At 70.6% G+C, this 14,709-nt stretch carries 10 protein-coding genes; 4 read left to right on the forward strand and 6 right to left on the reverse strand.

The annotated features are described in order from the left end of the window. Positions 1-203: 203 nt before the first annotated feature. On the reverse strand, positions 204-623 hold the full coding sequence (locus CR938_RS14765; RefSeq protein WP_162123673.1) for a pilin: 420 nt from the start codon (positions 621-623) through the stop codon (positions 204-206). A gap of 469 nt (positions 624-1,092) precedes the next feature. Here CR938_RS14765 and CR938_RS03445 point away from each other — a divergent pair, with 469 nt between their 5' ends. From CR938_RS03445 to coaE, 3 genes are all read left to right on the forward strand, one after another. Further along, on the forward strand, positions 1,093-2,358 hold the full coding sequence (locus CR938_RS03445) for a type II secretion system F family protein (RefSeq protein ID WP_162123674.1): 1,266 nt from the start codon (positions 1,093-1,095) through the stop codon (positions 2,356-2,358). An 18-nt stretch (positions 2,359-2,376) separates the two neighbouring features. After that, entirely contained in the window at positions 2,377-3,237 is an 861-nt protein-coding gene (locus tag CR938_RS03450) for a prepilin peptidase (protein WP_162123675.1), read from the forward strand. 1,539 nt (positions 3,238-4,776) lie between these two features. Then, positions 4,777-5,397, forward strand: a complete 621-nt coding sequence (gene coaE, locus CR938_RS03455; protein ID WP_162123676.1) for a dephospho-CoA kinase — start codon at positions 4,777-4,779, stop codon at positions 5,395-5,397. A gap of 494 nt (positions 5,398-5,891) precedes the next feature. Here coaE and CR938_RS03460 read toward each other — a convergent pair whose 3' ends face one another. From CR938_RS03460 to CR938_RS03470, 3 genes are all read right to left on the reverse strand, one after another. Beyond that, positions 5,892-6,887: a Nudix family hydrolase gene (locus tag CR938_RS03460; RefSeq protein WP_162123677.1), complete on the reverse strand. Its 996-nt coding sequence runs from the start codon at positions 6,885-6,887 to the stop codon at positions 5,892-5,894. A gap of 520 nt (positions 6,888-7,407) precedes the next feature. Then, on the reverse strand, positions 7,408-10,128 hold the full coding sequence (gene secA / locus CR938_RS03465; RefSeq protein ID WP_162123678.1) for a preprotein translocase subunit SecA: 2,721 nt from the start codon (positions 10,126-10,128) through the stop codon (positions 7,408-7,410). A 389-nt stretch (positions 10,129-10,517) separates the two neighbouring features. Further along, positions 10,518-11,456, reverse strand: coding sequence for a M23 family metallopeptidase (locus CR938_RS03470; protein ID WP_162123679.1), 939 nt, complete (start codon positions 11,454-11,456; stop codon positions 10,518-10,520). 9 nt (positions 11,457-11,465) lie between these two features. Here CR938_RS03470 and CR938_RS03475 point away from each other — a divergent pair, with 9 nt between their 5' ends. Beyond that, positions 11,466-11,921 (forward strand): DciA family protein, encoded by a 456-nt coding sequence (locus CR938_RS03475; RefSeq protein WP_162123680.1) that lies wholly within the window; start codon positions 11,466-11,468, stop codon positions 11,919-11,921. 345 nt (positions 11,922-12,266) lie between these two features. Here the strand turns inward: CR938_RS03475 and lpxC are convergent, their stop codons facing one another. Beyond that, on the reverse strand, positions 12,267-13,172 hold the full coding sequence (lpxC, locus tag CR938_RS03480; protein ID WP_162123681.1) for a UDP-3-O-acyl-N-acetylglucosamine deacetylase: 906 nt from the start codon (positions 13,170-13,172) through the stop codon (positions 12,267-12,269). Positions 13,173-13,428: 256 nt separating this feature from the next. Further along, positions 13,429-14,652, reverse strand: a complete 1,224-nt coding sequence (ftsZ, locus tag CR938_RS03485) for a cell division protein FtsZ (RefSeq protein WP_162123682.1) — start codon at positions 14,650-14,652, stop codon at positions 13,429-13,431. Between the last annotated feature and the right edge of the window lie 57 nt (positions 14,653-14,709).

The raw sequence follows: 14,709 nt of genomic DNA on the forward strand, positions 1-14,709 counted from the left end.
TGCGTCCGTAAGGCGGGGAAACCCGCCAAAAACCGCCCTGCACGGGCGAAATCCGGCTCGAAAGCGACGCCAGGCCGGCGCCACGATGCCGCAATCCGGGCGGCAGAGCGGGTTGTTCAGACCTTCCCTAAACGCTCTTGCTACCGCCCCAAAGAACTGGGGGGCCCGAAGGCCCCCCAGGGAACTACAGCTGGACGGAGGGATTAGTCCTGGCAGCTGCCCGGACGGTACTTCGGCGCGATGGTGCCGCCGCAGGTCCACTCCACGACGCCGGTATTTGCGTTCAGGGTGGCTACCAGTTCGATGGTCTTTTCATCGATCTCGTCGTCACCGATGCCTTGGGCGGTAGCGATGATCTTTTCGCCATCCCAGCTCACCTCTTTAACGTACTTGGACTCCTGGTCCTGGTAACCTTCCCAGGAAGCGTCCGGCAGCTCGTTGTTGGAGGCCGCGTACTCGGACACCGCGGTGCGCAGCGCCGAAGCCGCCAGGACAACCTCGGAGACCTTGGCCTTCTTGGTGTAGTCGCTGTAAGCCGGCAGCGCGATGGCGGCCAGGATGGCAATGATCGCCACGACGATCATCAGTTCGATCAGGGTGAAGCCCTGCTGGTACTTCTTCATGGTGTTGTTTCCCCTAAGACGTTGATTTGGAAGGGACACTTGCCCATCAGGCCCGTGCCCCTCTGCGGAACGCGGGCGTTGCGCGGCGGCGCCGCGTGCCAGAGTTTACGCAAAGCCCATGCCAAAAGTCCGCAGTCGGTCGCAAATCCGGCATCCGGACACCCCGGTCGCCGGAACCGGGAAGACTTTCACGGGCCGGCCGTGATGGATTTCGGCCTGGGGATTCCCGGCAACTGACGCCGCGCGTCACAAACTGACACGCCACGTCATATGCCTCGGAGGCCGGGCAGCACCGGGGACGGGGAAACGGGCGCCCTGGCCGGGCCAAGGAACGGTATCGGCCGGGCCGGCCGCTTCTTGAGGCCCCACCGGCAAGCTGTGACGGGGATGGCGTGCCAGCCTCCCGGATACCCGCTACCATGCAGCCGTCAGGCCGGCACGGGGATGCCGGTGGGGAGACCATAAGTCCATGTCCGCCAGCCGCACTGCCGTCAGGAAGTCCGCCCCTGCCCCGGTGGACCGTTCCACCAGCCAGCTCCAGCCCTTCGTCTGGGAGGGCAAGGACAAGCGTGGAGTGACCATGAAGGGCGAGCAGATGGCCAAGAACGCCAATCTGCTGCGCGCCGAACTGCGCCGCCAGGGCATCACGCCCTCGGTGGTCAAGCCCAAGCCCAAGCCGCTGTTCGGCAAGCACGGCTCGGTCATCACGCCCAAGGACATCGCCTTCTTCAGCCGGCAGATGGCCACCATGATGAAGTCCGGCGTGCCCATCGTGAGCGCGCTGGAGATCATCTCCAGCGGCCACAAGAACCCGCGCATGAAGGCCATGGTGGCCCAGATCCGCGCCGACGTGGAGGGTGGCTCGTCGCTGTACGAGGCGCTGAGCAAGCACCCGGTGCAGTTCGACGAGCTGTACCGCAACCTGGTCCGCGCCGGCGAGAGCGCCGGTGTGCTGGAGACGGTGCTGGACACCATCGCCACCTACAAGGAAAACATCGAGTCGCTGAAGGGCAAGATCAAGAAGGCCCTGTTCTACCCGGCGGTGGTGATCGCCGTGGCCATCATCGTCAGCGCCGTGCTTCTGATCTTCGTGGTGCCGCAGTTCCAGGCCACCTTCCAGAGCTTCGGTGCGGACCTGCCGGCCTTCACCCAGATGATCGTGGCCGCCTCCGACTTCATGGTCCAGTGGTGGTGGGCCATCCTGCTGGTGGTGGGCGGCGGCATCTTCCTGCTGCTGTTCTTGTACAAGCGCTCGCCGGCCATGCAGGACGCCTTCGACCGGCTGATCCTGAAGGTGCCGGTGATCGGCCAGATCATGCACAACAGCGCCATCGCCCGCTTCGCCCGCACCACCGCGGTGACCTTCAAGGCCGGCGTGCCGCTGGTGGAGGCGCTGGACTCGGTGGCCGGCGCCACCGGCAACCTGGTGTACGAGAAGGCCGTCTACCGCATCCGCGACGACGTGGCGGTGGGCTACCCCGTCAACGTGGCCATGCGCCAGACCGGACTGTTCCCGCACATGGTCATCCAGATGGCGGCCATCGGCGAGGAGGCCGGCGCCCTGGACGCCATGCTGTTCAAGGTGGCCGAGTACTATGAGCAGGAAGTCAACAACGCGGTCGACGCGCTGAGCAGCCTGCTGGAGCCGATGATCATGATCTTCATCGGCGGCGTGGTGGGCGCGATGGTGATCGGCATGTACCTGCCCATCTTCAAGCTGGCCGCGACGATCTGAGCACAACAAGAAGGCAGCATGGCCTATCTCGACACCCAGCCCGCCCTGGGCTACCCGCTTGCGGCCGCCGTTGGACTGGCGGTGGGCAGCTTCCTCAACGTGGTCATCCTGCGGCTGCCGCGGCGGCTGGAGTGGGAGTGGAAGCGCGAGGCGCGCGAGGTGCTGGAGCTGCCGGAGATCTACGATCCGCCGCCACCCGGGGTCATCGTCGAGCCCTCGCACGACCCGGTCACCGGCGACCGGCTCAAGTGGTGGGAGAACATCCCGGTCCTGAGCTACCTGCTGCTGCGCGGGCGCTCCCGCTACAGCGGGCAGCGCATCTCCCTGCAGTACCCGCTGGTGGAGCTGCTGACCGGCCTGCTGACCGTGGTCTGCGCCTGGCGCTTCGGCTTCGGCTGGCAGGGCTTCGGGGCGATGGTGCTGACCTGGTTCCTGATCGCCCTGTCGGGCATCGACCTGCGTACCCGCCTGCTGCCGGACCAGCTGACCCTGCCGCTGATGTGGCTGGGCCTGGTGGCCAGCCTGGACAACCTGTACATGCCCGCCAAGCCGGCGCTGCTGGGCGCGGTGGCCGGCTACGTGCTGCTGTGGAGCGTGTGGTGGCTGTTCAAGCAGCTCACCGGCAAGGAGGGCATGGGCCACGGCGACTTCAAGCTGCTGGCCGCGCTGGGCGCCTGGTGCGGGCTCAAGGGCATCATCCCGATCATCCTGATCTCGTCCGTGCTGGGCGCGGTGATCGGCTCCATCTGGCTGTTTGCGCGCGGCCGCGACCGCGCCACCCCCATCCCGTTCGGCCCCTACCTGGCCATCGCCGGCTGGCTGGTGTTCTTCTGGGGCGACCGGATGGTGGACGCCTACATGCGCTACGCGGGGCTGTAACCGGCAACGATTGCCCCGTCGGCAGCTTGCCGCGTTTTTTGCGGGAGCCGCGTCCGCGGCGACGCGACGGACCCGTCCGGTCGCGGCGGGTGGACCCGTGTCCAAGGGCGGGTGATGCGGGGCGGGCCCGGCCGGGCCGCCGCCCGTTTTTTGTAGGAGCCGCATCAGCGGCGACGCGGCGGACCCGTCCGGTCGCGGCGGGTGCCCCCGTGTCCAGGGGCGGTTGATGCGTGGCGGTTGAACGACGGCGCCGGGTACGCCGGCCGGGTCGCCGCGGACGCGGCTCCTACAGGGGGCGACGCACCCGGTCGCGGCGGGTGCACCCGTGTCCAAGGGCGGTTGATGCGTGGCGGTCCCGGCCGGGCCGCCGCACGTTTTTTGTAAGAGCCGCGTCAGCGGCGACGCGACGGAACAGTCCGATCGCAGCGGGTGCACCTGCGCCCAAGGCGTTTGATGCGTGACGGTTGAACGCCGGCGCCTGGTACGCCGGCCGGGTCGCCGCGGACGCGGCTCCTACAGGGGGCGACGCACCCGGTCACGGCGGGTGCCCCCGTGTTCAAGGGCGGTTGATGCGTGGCGGTCCCGGCCGGGCCGCCGCACGTTTTTTGTAGGAGCCGCATCAGCGGCGACGCGACGGAACGGTCCGATCGCAGCGGGTGCACCTGCGCCCAAGGCGTTTGATGCGTGACGGTTGAACGCCGGCGCCGGGTGCGCCGGCCGGGTCGCCGCGGACGCGGCTCCTACAGGGGGCGACGCACCCGGTCACGGCGGGTGCACCCGTGTCCAAGGGCGGTTGATGCGTGGCGGTCCCGGCCGGGCCGCCGCACGTTTTTTGTAAGAGCCGCGTCAGCGGCGACGCGACGGAACGGTCCGATCGCAGCGGGTGCACCTGCGCCCAAGGCGTTTGATGCGTGACGGTTGAGCGCCGGCGCCGGGTACGCCAGCCGGGTCGCCGCGGACGCGGCTCCTACAGGGGGCGACGCGCCCGGTCACGGCGGGTGCCCCCGTGTCCAGGGGCAGTTGATGCGTGGCGGTCCCGGCCGGGCCGCCGCGCGTTTTTTGTAGGCGCCGCGTCAGCGGCGACGCGACGGAACGGTCCGATCGCAGCGGGTGCACCCGTGCCCAAGGCGTTTGATGCGTGGCGGTTGAACGACGGCGCCGGGTACGCCGGCCGGGTCGCCGCGGACGCGGCTCCTACAGGGGGCGACGCACCCGGTCACGGCGGCTGCCCCCGTGTCCAGGGGCAGTTGATGCGTGGCGGTCCCGGCCGGGCCGCCGCGCGTTCCTGTAGGAGCCGCGTCAGCGGCGACGCGACGGAACGGTCCGATCGCAGCGGGTGCCCCCGTGCCCAAGGCGTTTGATGCGTGGCGGGTTGAACGCGGGCGTCGGGCACGCCGGCCGGGTCGCCGCGGACGCGGCTCCTGCAACGGGGGCGCTGACGCCGGCCCGCTCGGCAACACGGCGCCATCCCCCGAGGGCACAAGACGCCGCCGCGGCCGGTCCGTAGACTTGGCGCTTCCCACCCCATCACCGCGACGCATGAGCGGTTTCATCATCGGCCTGACCGGCGGCGTGGCCGCGGGCAAAACCGAGGTCACCCGGCGTTTCCAGGCCCTGGGCGTGCACGTGGCCGATGCCGACGTCACTGCCCGCCGCGTGGTGGAGCCGGGCCAGCCGGCCCTGTCCAGGATCGTCGCCCGCTTCGGCCCGGGCGTGCTGCTGCCGGACGGCACCCTGGACCGGCGCAAGCTGCGCGAACTGGTGTTCGCCGATGCCGATGCGCGGCGGGCGCTGGAGGCCATCACCCACCCGGCCATCCGCGCCGCGCTGGAGGCCGAATGCCGCACCGCACCCGGCCCCTACGCCATCGCCGCGGTGCCGCTGCTGACCGAGGCCGGTGGCCGCGCCGCCTATCCCTGGGTGGACCGCATCCTGCTGGTGGACACGCCGGTGGAGCTGCAGCGCGAGCGGCTGATGCGCCGCGACGGCGTCTCCCGGGAGCTGGCCGAACGCATGATTGCCGCCCAGGCCCCACGCGAGGCGCGCATGGCCATCGCCGACGACGTGATCGTCAACGACGGCCACCCGGACCACCTCGAGACCGCCGTCGCCGCCCTCGACGCCAAATACCGCGCCCTGGCCGCGTGCCATCCCCTGTAGGAGCCGCGTCAGCGGCGACGCGACGGAACGGTCTGATCGCAGCGGGTGCACCCGTGCCCGGGAGCATTCGATGCGCGGCGGTTGAACGCCGGCACCCGGTACGCCGGCCGGGTCGCCGCGGACGCGGCTCCTACAGGGGGCGACGCACCCGGTCACGGCGGCTGCCCCCGTGTCCAGGGGCGGTTGATGCGTGGCGGTCCCGGCCGGGCCGCCGCGCGTTTTTTGTAGGAGCCGCGTCAGCGGCGACGCGGACCCGTCCGGTCGCGGCGGGTGCACCCGTGCCCAAGGCGCTTGATGCGTGGCGGGTTGAACGCGGGCGTCGGGTACGCCGGCCGGGTCGCCGCGGACGCGGCTCCTACAGGGGGCGACGCACCCGGTCACGGCGGCTGCCCCCGTGTCCAGGGGCGGTTGATGCGTGGCGGTCCCGGCCGGGCCACCGCGCGTTCCTGTAGGAGCCGCGTCAGCGGCAACGGGCACGCCGGTTACCGGGGCGGTCAGGCGCTGGCGCGCAGGTCGCCGGAAAGGTCCAGCGGCGCGGGCCAGAAATCGCGGATGGCGGCGATGCCCTGGGCGCCGTGGCGGCGGGCCTCGGCCAGGTCGTCCGCACCGAGGCCGCCGATGGCGTAGATCGGCAGGCTGACCTGCTCGCGCATCCGCGCGAACCCGTCCCAGCCGAGGGTCGGTGCCCCCGGGTGGCTGGCGGTCGCCTGCACCGAGCCCAGTCCGGCGAAGTCGCACCCGAGCGCCTGGGCGGCGCGCAGGTCCTCCAGGGTGTGGCAGGAGGCGCCCATCGGCAGGCCCGCCGGCAGCGGCGGCGCGGTCAGCGTGGCCAGCTGCTCGCTGCCCAGGTGCACGCCCACGCCCAGGGCGGCAGCCAGGGCGATGTCGCGGTTGAGCAGCACCTCGGCCCCGGCCTCGCGGCAGCGCGCCACCGCCGCCTCCACCAGCGTGCGCCAGGTGCCGGCCGCCTCCGCCGCCAGCCGTGGCGCGCGCAGCTGCACGCGGTTGTGGCCAGCCTCCAGCGCGGTCTCCAGGCCCGCCAGCCAGGCGGCATGGTCCAGGCCAGGTTCGGGCGTGACCAGATACAGCGGCGGCTGGCGCAGCATGCCCACCACCGGGCGGTCGGCCGGCGGCATGCTGTAGCGGCCCAGGCGCTCGGGCGCCACCCAAGTCAGGGCCTGGCCCTCGCGGCCGCGGGGGCTGCCCTTCCAGCGGAGGACGTCGCGCACCTCCAGGCGGATGCGCTTGTCCGGGTACTGCTGCGGGACCTCGATCAGCGTGTGGCCCACCTCGGCCTCGATCCCGAGTTCCTCCTTCAGTTCCCGTGCCAGGGCCTGCTCGGAGCTCTCGCCCGGCTCGCGCTTGCCGCCGGGGAATTCCCACAGGCCGGCCAGGTCACGGCCCCCGGAGCGGCGGGCCAGGAGGATTCGGCCGCGCGGGTCACGGATGACGCCGGCGACCACGTGGATCGATCGCAAGGGGACTTCCATGGGTGCAGCTTAAAGGCAGGCGGCGCCGGGACGAAACCTCGCCCGGCCGGGAACGGGCGCGGGATCACATCGGCCGCCCCGGCGACCCGGGGCCGGGCGGTTGGTGCGTGGCGGTCGCGGCCGGGCCGCCGCGCGTTTTTGTAGGAGCCGCGTCAGCGGCGACGCGACGAACCCGTCCGGTCGCGGCGGGGACACCCGCGCCCAAGGGCGTTCGATGCGTGATGGTTGAACGCCGGGTACGCCGGCCGGGCCGCCGCGCGTTTTTTGTAGGAGCCGCGTCAGCGGCGACGCGACGGCCCCGTCCGGTCACGGCGGGTGCACCCGTGCCCGGGAGCATTCGATGCGCGGCGGTTGAACGCCGGCGCCTGGTACGCCGGCCGGGTCGCCGCGGACGCGGCTCCTGGAACGGGGTGGCGGCGCGTGCGCCGGCCGCGCCGGAGGTGTTCGATATGCGACGACCCGGCCGTGGGCCGGGTCGCGTGTCGTGGTGACGGCCGGCCGGCGGTTGCCGGCCGGGCGGTCAGCCGAGCTGGCCGTGGCAGTGCTTGTACTTCTTGCCGCTGCCGCAGGGGCACGGGTCGTTGCGGCCGACCTTGGGACCGGCGGCCGGCGGCATGGCACGGGCGCGGTGGACCTGCTCGGCCTCCTCGTCGGCGCCGTAGCCGCCGGTGGACTCGTGCTGGAACTGGGCCTGGCGCAGCTTGGCCTCGGCCTGGGCGCGCTCCTGCGCCTCCAGCGCGGCGATCTCCTCGTCGCTGCGGATGCGCACGCGGGCCAGCAGGATGATGACCTGGCGCTTGACGTTCTCCAGCATCTCGGAGAACAGCTCGAAGGCTTCGCGCTTGTATTCCTGCTTGGGCTGCTTCTGCGCGTAGCCGCGCAGATGGATGCCCTGGCGCAGGTAGTCCATGCGCGCCAGGTGCTCCTTCCAGCCCTGGTCGAGCACGTTGAGCATGATGTGCTTTTCCAGCGCGCGCATGGTCTCGGCGCCGAGCTGGCGCTCCTTCTCGTCGAACAGCGCGGCCACGGCGTCCTGCACGTGCTTCTCGATGCCTTCCGCGTCCAGCTCCTCGGCCGACCTGGCCAGACCCTGCAGGTCCAGGCGCAGGCCCAGCTCGCCCTCCAGGGCGGCCTCCAGGCCCGGCAGGTCCCACTGCTCGTCCACCGACTCCGGCGGGACGAAGCGCACCACCATGTCGTGCACCACGTCGGCGCGGATGCCGTCGATGTTCTCCTTGACCGAATCGGCCTCCAGCAGCTCGTTGCGCTGGGCGTAGATGACCTTGCGCTGGTCGTTGTTGACGTCGTCGAACTCGAGCAGGTTCTTGCGGATGTCGAAGTTGTGGGCCTCGACCTTGCGCTGGGCCTTCTCGATCTGGCGGCTGACCAGCTTGTCCTCGATGACGTCGTCTTCCTTCATGCCCATCATGCGCATGGCCTTCTGCACCCAGTCGGATGCGAAGATGCGCATGAGGTTGTCCTCGAGCGACAGGTAGAAGCGCGAGGAGCCCGGATCGCCCTGGCGACCGGAGCGGCCGCGCAGCTGGTTGTCGATGCGGCGGGACTCGTGGCGCTCCGTGCCGATGATGTGCAGGCCGCCGGCGGCCTTGACCTGCTCGTGGCGCTCGCGCCAGGCGGCGCGGACCTTCTCCTTCTCCTCCTCGCCGGCGTCCGGGCCGAGGGCGGCCAGTTCGGCCTCCAGCGAGCCGCCGAGCACGATGTCGGTGCCGCGGCCGGCCATGTTGGTGGCGATGGTCACCGCACCGGGGCGGCCGGCGTTGGCCACGATCTGCGCCTCGCGCTCGTGGTGTTTGGCGTTGAGCACCTCGTGCGGGACGCCGGCCTTGCGCAGGAAGGCCGAGAGCATCTCGGAGGTCTCGATCGAGGTGGTGCCCACCAGCACCGGCTGGCCGCGCTTGTGGCAGTCCTGGATGTCGGCCAGCACCGCGCGGAACTTGCCCTCGCGGGTGAGGAACACCTGGTCCGGGTGGTCCACACGCTTGACCGGCTTGTGGGTGGGGATGACCACCACCTCCAGGCCGTAGATGCTCTGGAACTCGTAGGCCTCGGTGTCCGCCGTGCCGGTCATGCCCGAGAGCTTGCGGTACATGCGGAACAGGTTCTGGAAGGTGATGCTGGCCAGCGTCTGGTTCTCGCGCTGGACCGGCACGCCCTCCTTGGCCTCCACGGCCTGGTGCAGGCCGTCGGACCAGCGGCGGCCCGGCAGGGTGCGGCCGGTGAATTCGTCGACGATGACCACCTCGCCGTCGCGCACGATGTAGTCCACGTCGCGCTGGTACAGCGCGTGCGCGCGCAGGGCGGCGTTGAGGTGGTGAACCACCGGGAGGTTGTTGGCGCTGTAGAGGCTGTCGTCCTCGGCGATGATGCCGGCCTCGCGCAGCAGCTGCTCGGCGTGCTCCATGCCCTCCTCGGACAGGTGCACCTGCTTGCCCTTCTCGTCCACCCAGTAGTCGCCCTCGCCGTCCTCGGTCTCCTGGCGCTTGAGGTGCGGGACGATGCGGTTGACGCGGATGTACAGCTCCGGCGACTCGTCGGCCGGGCCGGAGATGATCAGCGGGGTGCGGGCCTCGTCGATCAGGATCGAGTCCACCTCGTCGACGATGGCGTAGTGCAGGCCGCGCTGGAAGCGGTCGTGCTTCGACATCGCCATGTTGTCGCGCAGGTAGTCGAAGCCGAACTCGTTGTTGGTGCCGTAGGTGATGTCGGCGGCGTAGGCGGCCTTCTTGTCGCCGTGCGGCATGCCCGGGTAGACCACGCCGACGGACATGCCCAGCCAGTTGTACAGCTTGCCCATCCAGGCGGCGTCGCGGCGGGCCAGGTAGTCGTTGACCGTGACCACGTGCACGCCCTTGCCTTCCAGGGCGTTGAGGTACACCGGCAGGGTCGCCACCAGGGTCTTGCCCTCGCCGGTGCGCATCTCGGCGATCTTGCCCAGGTGCAGGACCATGCCGCCGATCAGCTGCACGTCGTAGTGGCGCATGCCCAGCACGCGGCGGCTGGCCTCGCGGCAGACCGCGAAGGCCTCCGGCAGCAGCTTGTCCAGGGACTCGCCGTTGGCGATGCGCTGGCGGAACTCGGGGGTCTTGGCCTGCAGCGCCTCGTCGGAGAGCGCCTGCATCTCCGGCTCCAGGGCGTTGATGTTGGCGACGATGCGGTCCAGCTGGCGCAGGAGCCGTTCGTTGCGGCTGCCGAAGATGCGGGTGAGCAGTTTGTTGATCATCTAGAGGCCCGTTGGAAAGGAGCGCCGGCGCCAAGCCCCGGGGGACGGCGTCCAAACGAAACAGGGCGCCACGCGCCCTGTCCGGCAACAGTGCATTGTAGCTTGGGACGCGGGGCGCCGTTCTCAACCCCCGGCGGGACGGACGGAGGGCCCCGCCCCGGCCAACCGCCCCTGCAGGGCGACCGGGCCGGTGCACATAAATATGTGTCGGGGGACCGCGTCAGGGGCGGCGCGAGGGAGCCGGCCGGGCGCGGCGCCCCCGCCTGGGGCCTTCGATGCGTGGCGGTTGAACGCCGGCGCCGGGTGCGCCGGCCGGGGCGCCGCGGACGCCGCTCCTGCGGCGCCCCCTGTCCCTGTGGCGGGGCGCCGGCCGGGCCGTACGATGGTGCTCAGCCGCGACCGCGCCTGGCGACCGGGGCGCGGCTGGAAGCCAGGAACTTGCGCGGGTTCACCACCCGGCCGTTCTCCCACACCTCGAAATGCACGTGGGCGCCGGTGGAGCGGCCGCTGGAACCGGCCTTGGCCACTTCCTGGCCGGCACGGACCAGGTCGCCGGCCTTCACCGTCAGGCGCGAGTTGTGTGCGTAGCGGGTGACGTAGCCGTTGCCGTGGTCCACCTCGACGGTGTGGCCGTAGCCGCTGCGGGTGCCGGCGAAGCTGACCACGCCGTCGGCCACGGCCATGACCGGATCGCCGACCTTGGCGTTGAAGTCGATGCCCTTGTGGAACTGGCGGCCGCGGCCGAACGGGTCGGCACGGTGGCCGAAGCTGGAGGTGATGTAGCTGCGGCGCACCGGGGCGCCGGCGGGCACGGCGGCGTTCTCGACCTGCAGGTCGAACAGCAGCGACTCCATCACCGCCAGCTGCTTGCCGGAGGCGGCGAACTGGCGCTCGACCTCGTCCAGGCCCTGCAGCAGCTCCTCCAGCGGCATGTCGCCGACCGGGCCGGCACCACCCTGGCCGGGCGAGCCCTGGAAGTCGAACTCACCGTCCTCCAGCTGGCCGACCTCGGTCAGGCGCTCGCCCAGGGCGTTGAGGCGGTTGGCCTGGGCCTGCAGCTCGCCCAGGCGCGCGGCCAGGGCGTTGATTTCCTGTTGCGACTGGCGGCGCACCTGCTCCAGTTCACGCTGCTGTTGCGCCAGTTGCGCTTCCATCTGGGCCGAGCCGGCCCGGGCCATCGCGGCGCCGGCGCCGGCGCCAAGCAGAAGTCCGGTGGCCAGCGTGGCCGCGATCATGAGCCCCGGGCGGCGGGTGGCCCACCCCTGCATCTGCCCCCAGCGGCCGGCAACGGCGGCGCGCGGGTTCCTAATGATCAGTTTGTAGCTCATGCTGTAGGTATGCCTCGTTCAAAGCCCAACGACCGCCGGGCGGCGATTCCGCTGCAAGCGGCCGAAGCCGCCTTCGCGGACCAGACTGGAGCCACCCTGCGCCGCGCCTTGTGGCTCGACGCGCTGGACCAGCAGTTGCGTCCCCTCCTGCCCCCGGGGTTGGCCTCCCATTGCCGGCTGGCCAACGTGTCCGGCGAGCAGCTCGTTTTGGTCACCGACTCCCCGGTCTGGCGGGCGCGCCTGCGCCTTGCCGAAGCCGAGATCCTCGATGCGGCCCGATCCGTCGGACTGAATCCCTCTACAGTTGTCGTCAAGACCACCACACCGGTGCGCCCGCCGGTGGCGGAAGCACCGTCTCCCCCTTCGGATGCCGCGCGCAAAGCCTTGCGCGACATCCTGGCGTCCTTGCGGGAATCCTCCCCTGTGGATCCCCCGGGCTCCCCGGACGGTTCCGGGGTCCGGTAGCGGGTCCAGCGCAACGCGATGTTGCATACCGGTAACAACCCGGGGGGGCATCCTAGCGGCCCCTCGGACCCACGTCGTTAGCGGGAAGTTAAGAGCCCGTTATGCAATCCCGAAAAATGTGACGCCACGCACGGAATCGAAGATTCGAATCGATGCGATGGTTAAGCGGGATTGGGTGGGGTGAAGCCCAACCGGGCGTCGGGCCGCCCCCGACAGGCCGGTCGGGGCGCTGCGTACAGGCGCTTCAGCGGCCACGCGACGAAGCCCATCCGGTTGCGACGGAAGCCCCGCGCCGGGGGCGTCCGGAACGTGTGGTCGCACACCGGCGCCGGATGCGCCGGCGGATCAGGCCAGGGCCGGTTCGCCGTAGACCAGCGGGGCCGGGACATCCTGGAAGCTGACCTTCTCCCAGGCCGAGGCGTCGGCCAGCAGGGCCCGGGCCAGCTTGTTGTTGAGGGCGTGGCCGGACTTGTAGCCCTCGTAGGCACCCAGGATCGGCGCGCCGACCAGGTACAGGTCGCCGATGGCATCCAGGATCTTGTGGCGCACGAACTCGTCGGCGTAGCGCAGGCCGTCCTCGTTGAGCACGCGGAACTCGTCCAGGACGATGGCGTTGTCCATGGAGCCGCCCAGCGCCAGGTTCAGCTCGCGCATGTACTCCAGGTCGCGCATGAAGCCGAAGGTGCGGGCGCGCGAGATCTCCCTGATGTACGTGGCGGTGGAGAACTCGATGCTGGCGTGCGACTGCCGCGCGGGAATCATCGGGTGGTCGAACTGGATGGTGAAGTCCAGCCGGTAGCCGTCGTACGGGGTGAAGCGGGCGATCTTGTCGCCATCGCGCACCTCCACCTCGCGCAGGATGCGGATGAACTGCTTGGGCGCGTCCTGCTCGACGATGCCCGCCGACTGCAGCAGGAACACGAACGGGCCGGCCGAGCCGTCCATGATCGGCAGCTCGGGCGCCGACAGCTCGACGATCATGTTGTCGATGCCCAGGCCGGCGGCGGCCGACATCAGGTGCTCGACGGTCTGGACCTTGGCGTTGCCGCAGGTCAGACCGGTGCACAGCGTGGTCTCGGTGACCAGGCCCGCGGACGCGGGCACTTCCACCACCGGATCCAGGTCGGTGCGGCGGAACACGATGCCGTGGTTGGCCGGCGCCGGGCGCAGGGTCATGTAGACCTTGTTGCCGCTGTGCAGGCCCACGCCGGTGGCGCGGATCGTGTTCTTGAGGGTGCGCTGCCGGGTCATGGGATCGGGGTATGCGCCGTAGGCGTCGGCTGCGTATTAATGGCCGGTGAGAATACCACGCATTTCGCTGAATCTTGACGAAAGCAGCGTTGCGCCCGTGCCCGGTATTCCCGGGCTCCGCGGAAAGTCCGCCGGGCCGGTGAGGGCCCGGCGGCAAGGACCACGGACACCGGGTTGCATGGCGCGCATTGGCGAGGCGCGCCCCCGGGGAACTGCTTTCCGCCGGGTGCGGCGATGCCGCGCCCGCCGGGGTACCTCAGTCGGCCTGGCGGCGCAGGAACGCCGGGATGTCCAGATAGTCGGACGGCAGGTCGGCGGTGACCGGAGTGCCGGTCGGGGCCGCCGGCGCGGCGGCGCCGCGGCGCAGGCCCAGGACACCGACGGGGCTGGACACCGGGTCGGCGGCGCCGAAGCCGTCGTCGATGGCCAGGCCGGTGGTGCCGTCGCGCACCAGGCGCACCGGAGCGCGGCCGGAGTCGCGGGCGCCGAACTCGCCGCGCACCTGCTGGCGGGCGGTGGCACGGTTCAGGCCGGTGGCCACCACGGTCACCTTGACCTCGTCCTGCATGTCCGGATCCAGCACGGTGCCGACCACCACGGTCGCGTCCTCCGAGGCGAACCCCTCGATGGTGCGGCCGATCTCGTCGAACTCGGCCATGGTGAAGTCCGGGCCGGCGGTGATGTTGACCAGGATGCCATTGGCGCCGGCCAGGTTGACGTCGTCCAGCAGCGGGTTCTGGATCGCAGCCTCGGCCGCGGCCTGGGCACGGTCGTCGCCGCGCGCCGAGCCGGTGCCCATCATGGCCAGGCCCATCTCGCTCATCACGGTGCGCACGTCGGCGAAGTCCACGTTGATCAGGCCCGGGCGCACGATCAGGTCGGCGATGCCCTGCACCGCGCCCTGCAGCACGTCGTTGGCGGCGCGGAAGGCCTGGATCATCGTGGCGTTGCGGCCCAGCACGGTGATCAGCTTCTCGTTGGGGATGGTGATCAGCGAGTCGCAGTGCTGGCCCAGCTCCTCGATGCCCTTGAGCGCCACCTGCATGCGGCGGCGGCCCTCGAACGGGAACGGCTTGGTGACCACGGCCACGGTCAGGATGCCCATCTCCTTGGCCAGCTGCGCCACCACCGGCGCCGCGCCGGTGCCGGTGCCGCCGCCCATGCCGGCGGTGATGAACACCATGTCCGCGCCCTCCAGCGCGGCGATGATCTGCTCGCGGTCCTCCAGCGCGGCCTGGCGGCCGACCTCCGGATTGGCGCCGGCGCCCAGGCCCTTGGTCACATTGCTGCCCAGCTGCAGCTGCAGCTTGGCGCCGCAGTTCTTGATCGCCTGGGCGTCGGTGTTGGCGGTGATGAACTCCACGCCCTCGATGTTGCTGTTGACCATGTGCGCGACGGCGTTGCCGCCGCCGCCACCGACGCCGATGACCTTGATGACCGCGTTGGGAGCCACTTTCTCGATCAGTTCGAAATGTGCCATGTCCGTTGTCCTCGATTTATTGGTTGCCGGCTTTCTGTGCTCCGGCGTCTTGGTTGT

The sequence above is a fragment of the Pseudoxanthomonas taiwanensis genome, assembly GCF_010093135.1.
GTDB classification, from domain to species: Bacteria; Pseudomonadota; Gammaproteobacteria; order Xanthomonadales; family Xanthomonadaceae; genus Pseudoxanthomonas; species Pseudoxanthomonas taiwanensis.

Bases quoted from the DNA above. Each gene is read 5' to 3' on its own strand.
- lpxC (WP_162123681.1), bottom strand. From the start codon at position 13,172: ATGACCCGGCAGCGCACCCTCAAGAACACGATCCGCGCCACCGGCGTG.
- CR938_RS14765 (WP_162123673.1), bottom strand. From the start codon at position 623: ATGAAGAAGTACCAGCAGGGCTTCACCCTGATCGAACTGATGATCGTC.
- coaE (WP_162123676.1), top strand. From the start codon at position 4,777: ATGAGCGGTTTCATCATCGGCCTGACCGGCGGCGTGGCCGCGGGCAAA.
- CR938_RS03460 (WP_162123677.1), bottom strand. From the start codon at position 6,887: ATGGAAGTCCCCTTGCGATCGATCCACGTGGTCGCCGGCGTCATCCGT.
- ftsZ (WP_162123682.1), bottom strand. From the start codon at position 14,652: ATGGCACATTTCGAACTGATCGAGAAAGTGGCTCCCAACGCGGTCATC.
- secA (WP_162123678.1), bottom strand. From the start codon at position 10,128: ATGATCAACAAACTGCTCACCCGCATCTTCGGCAGCCGCAACGAACGG.
- CR938_RS03445 (WP_162123674.1), top strand. From the start codon at position 1,093: ATGTCCGCCAGCCGCACTGCCGTCAGGAAGTCCGCCCCTGCCCCGGTG.
- CR938_RS03470 (WP_162123679.1), bottom strand. From the start codon at position 11,456: ATGAGCTACAAACTGATCATTAGGAACCCGCGCGCCGCCGTTGCCGGC.
- CR938_RS03450 (WP_162123675.1), top strand. From the start codon at position 2,377: ATGGCCTATCTCGACACCCAGCCCGCCCTGGGCTACCCGCTTGCGGCC.
- CR938_RS03475 (WP_162123680.1), top strand. From the start codon at position 11,466: ATGCCTCGTTCAAAGCCCAACGACCGCCGGGCGGCGATTCCGCTGCAA.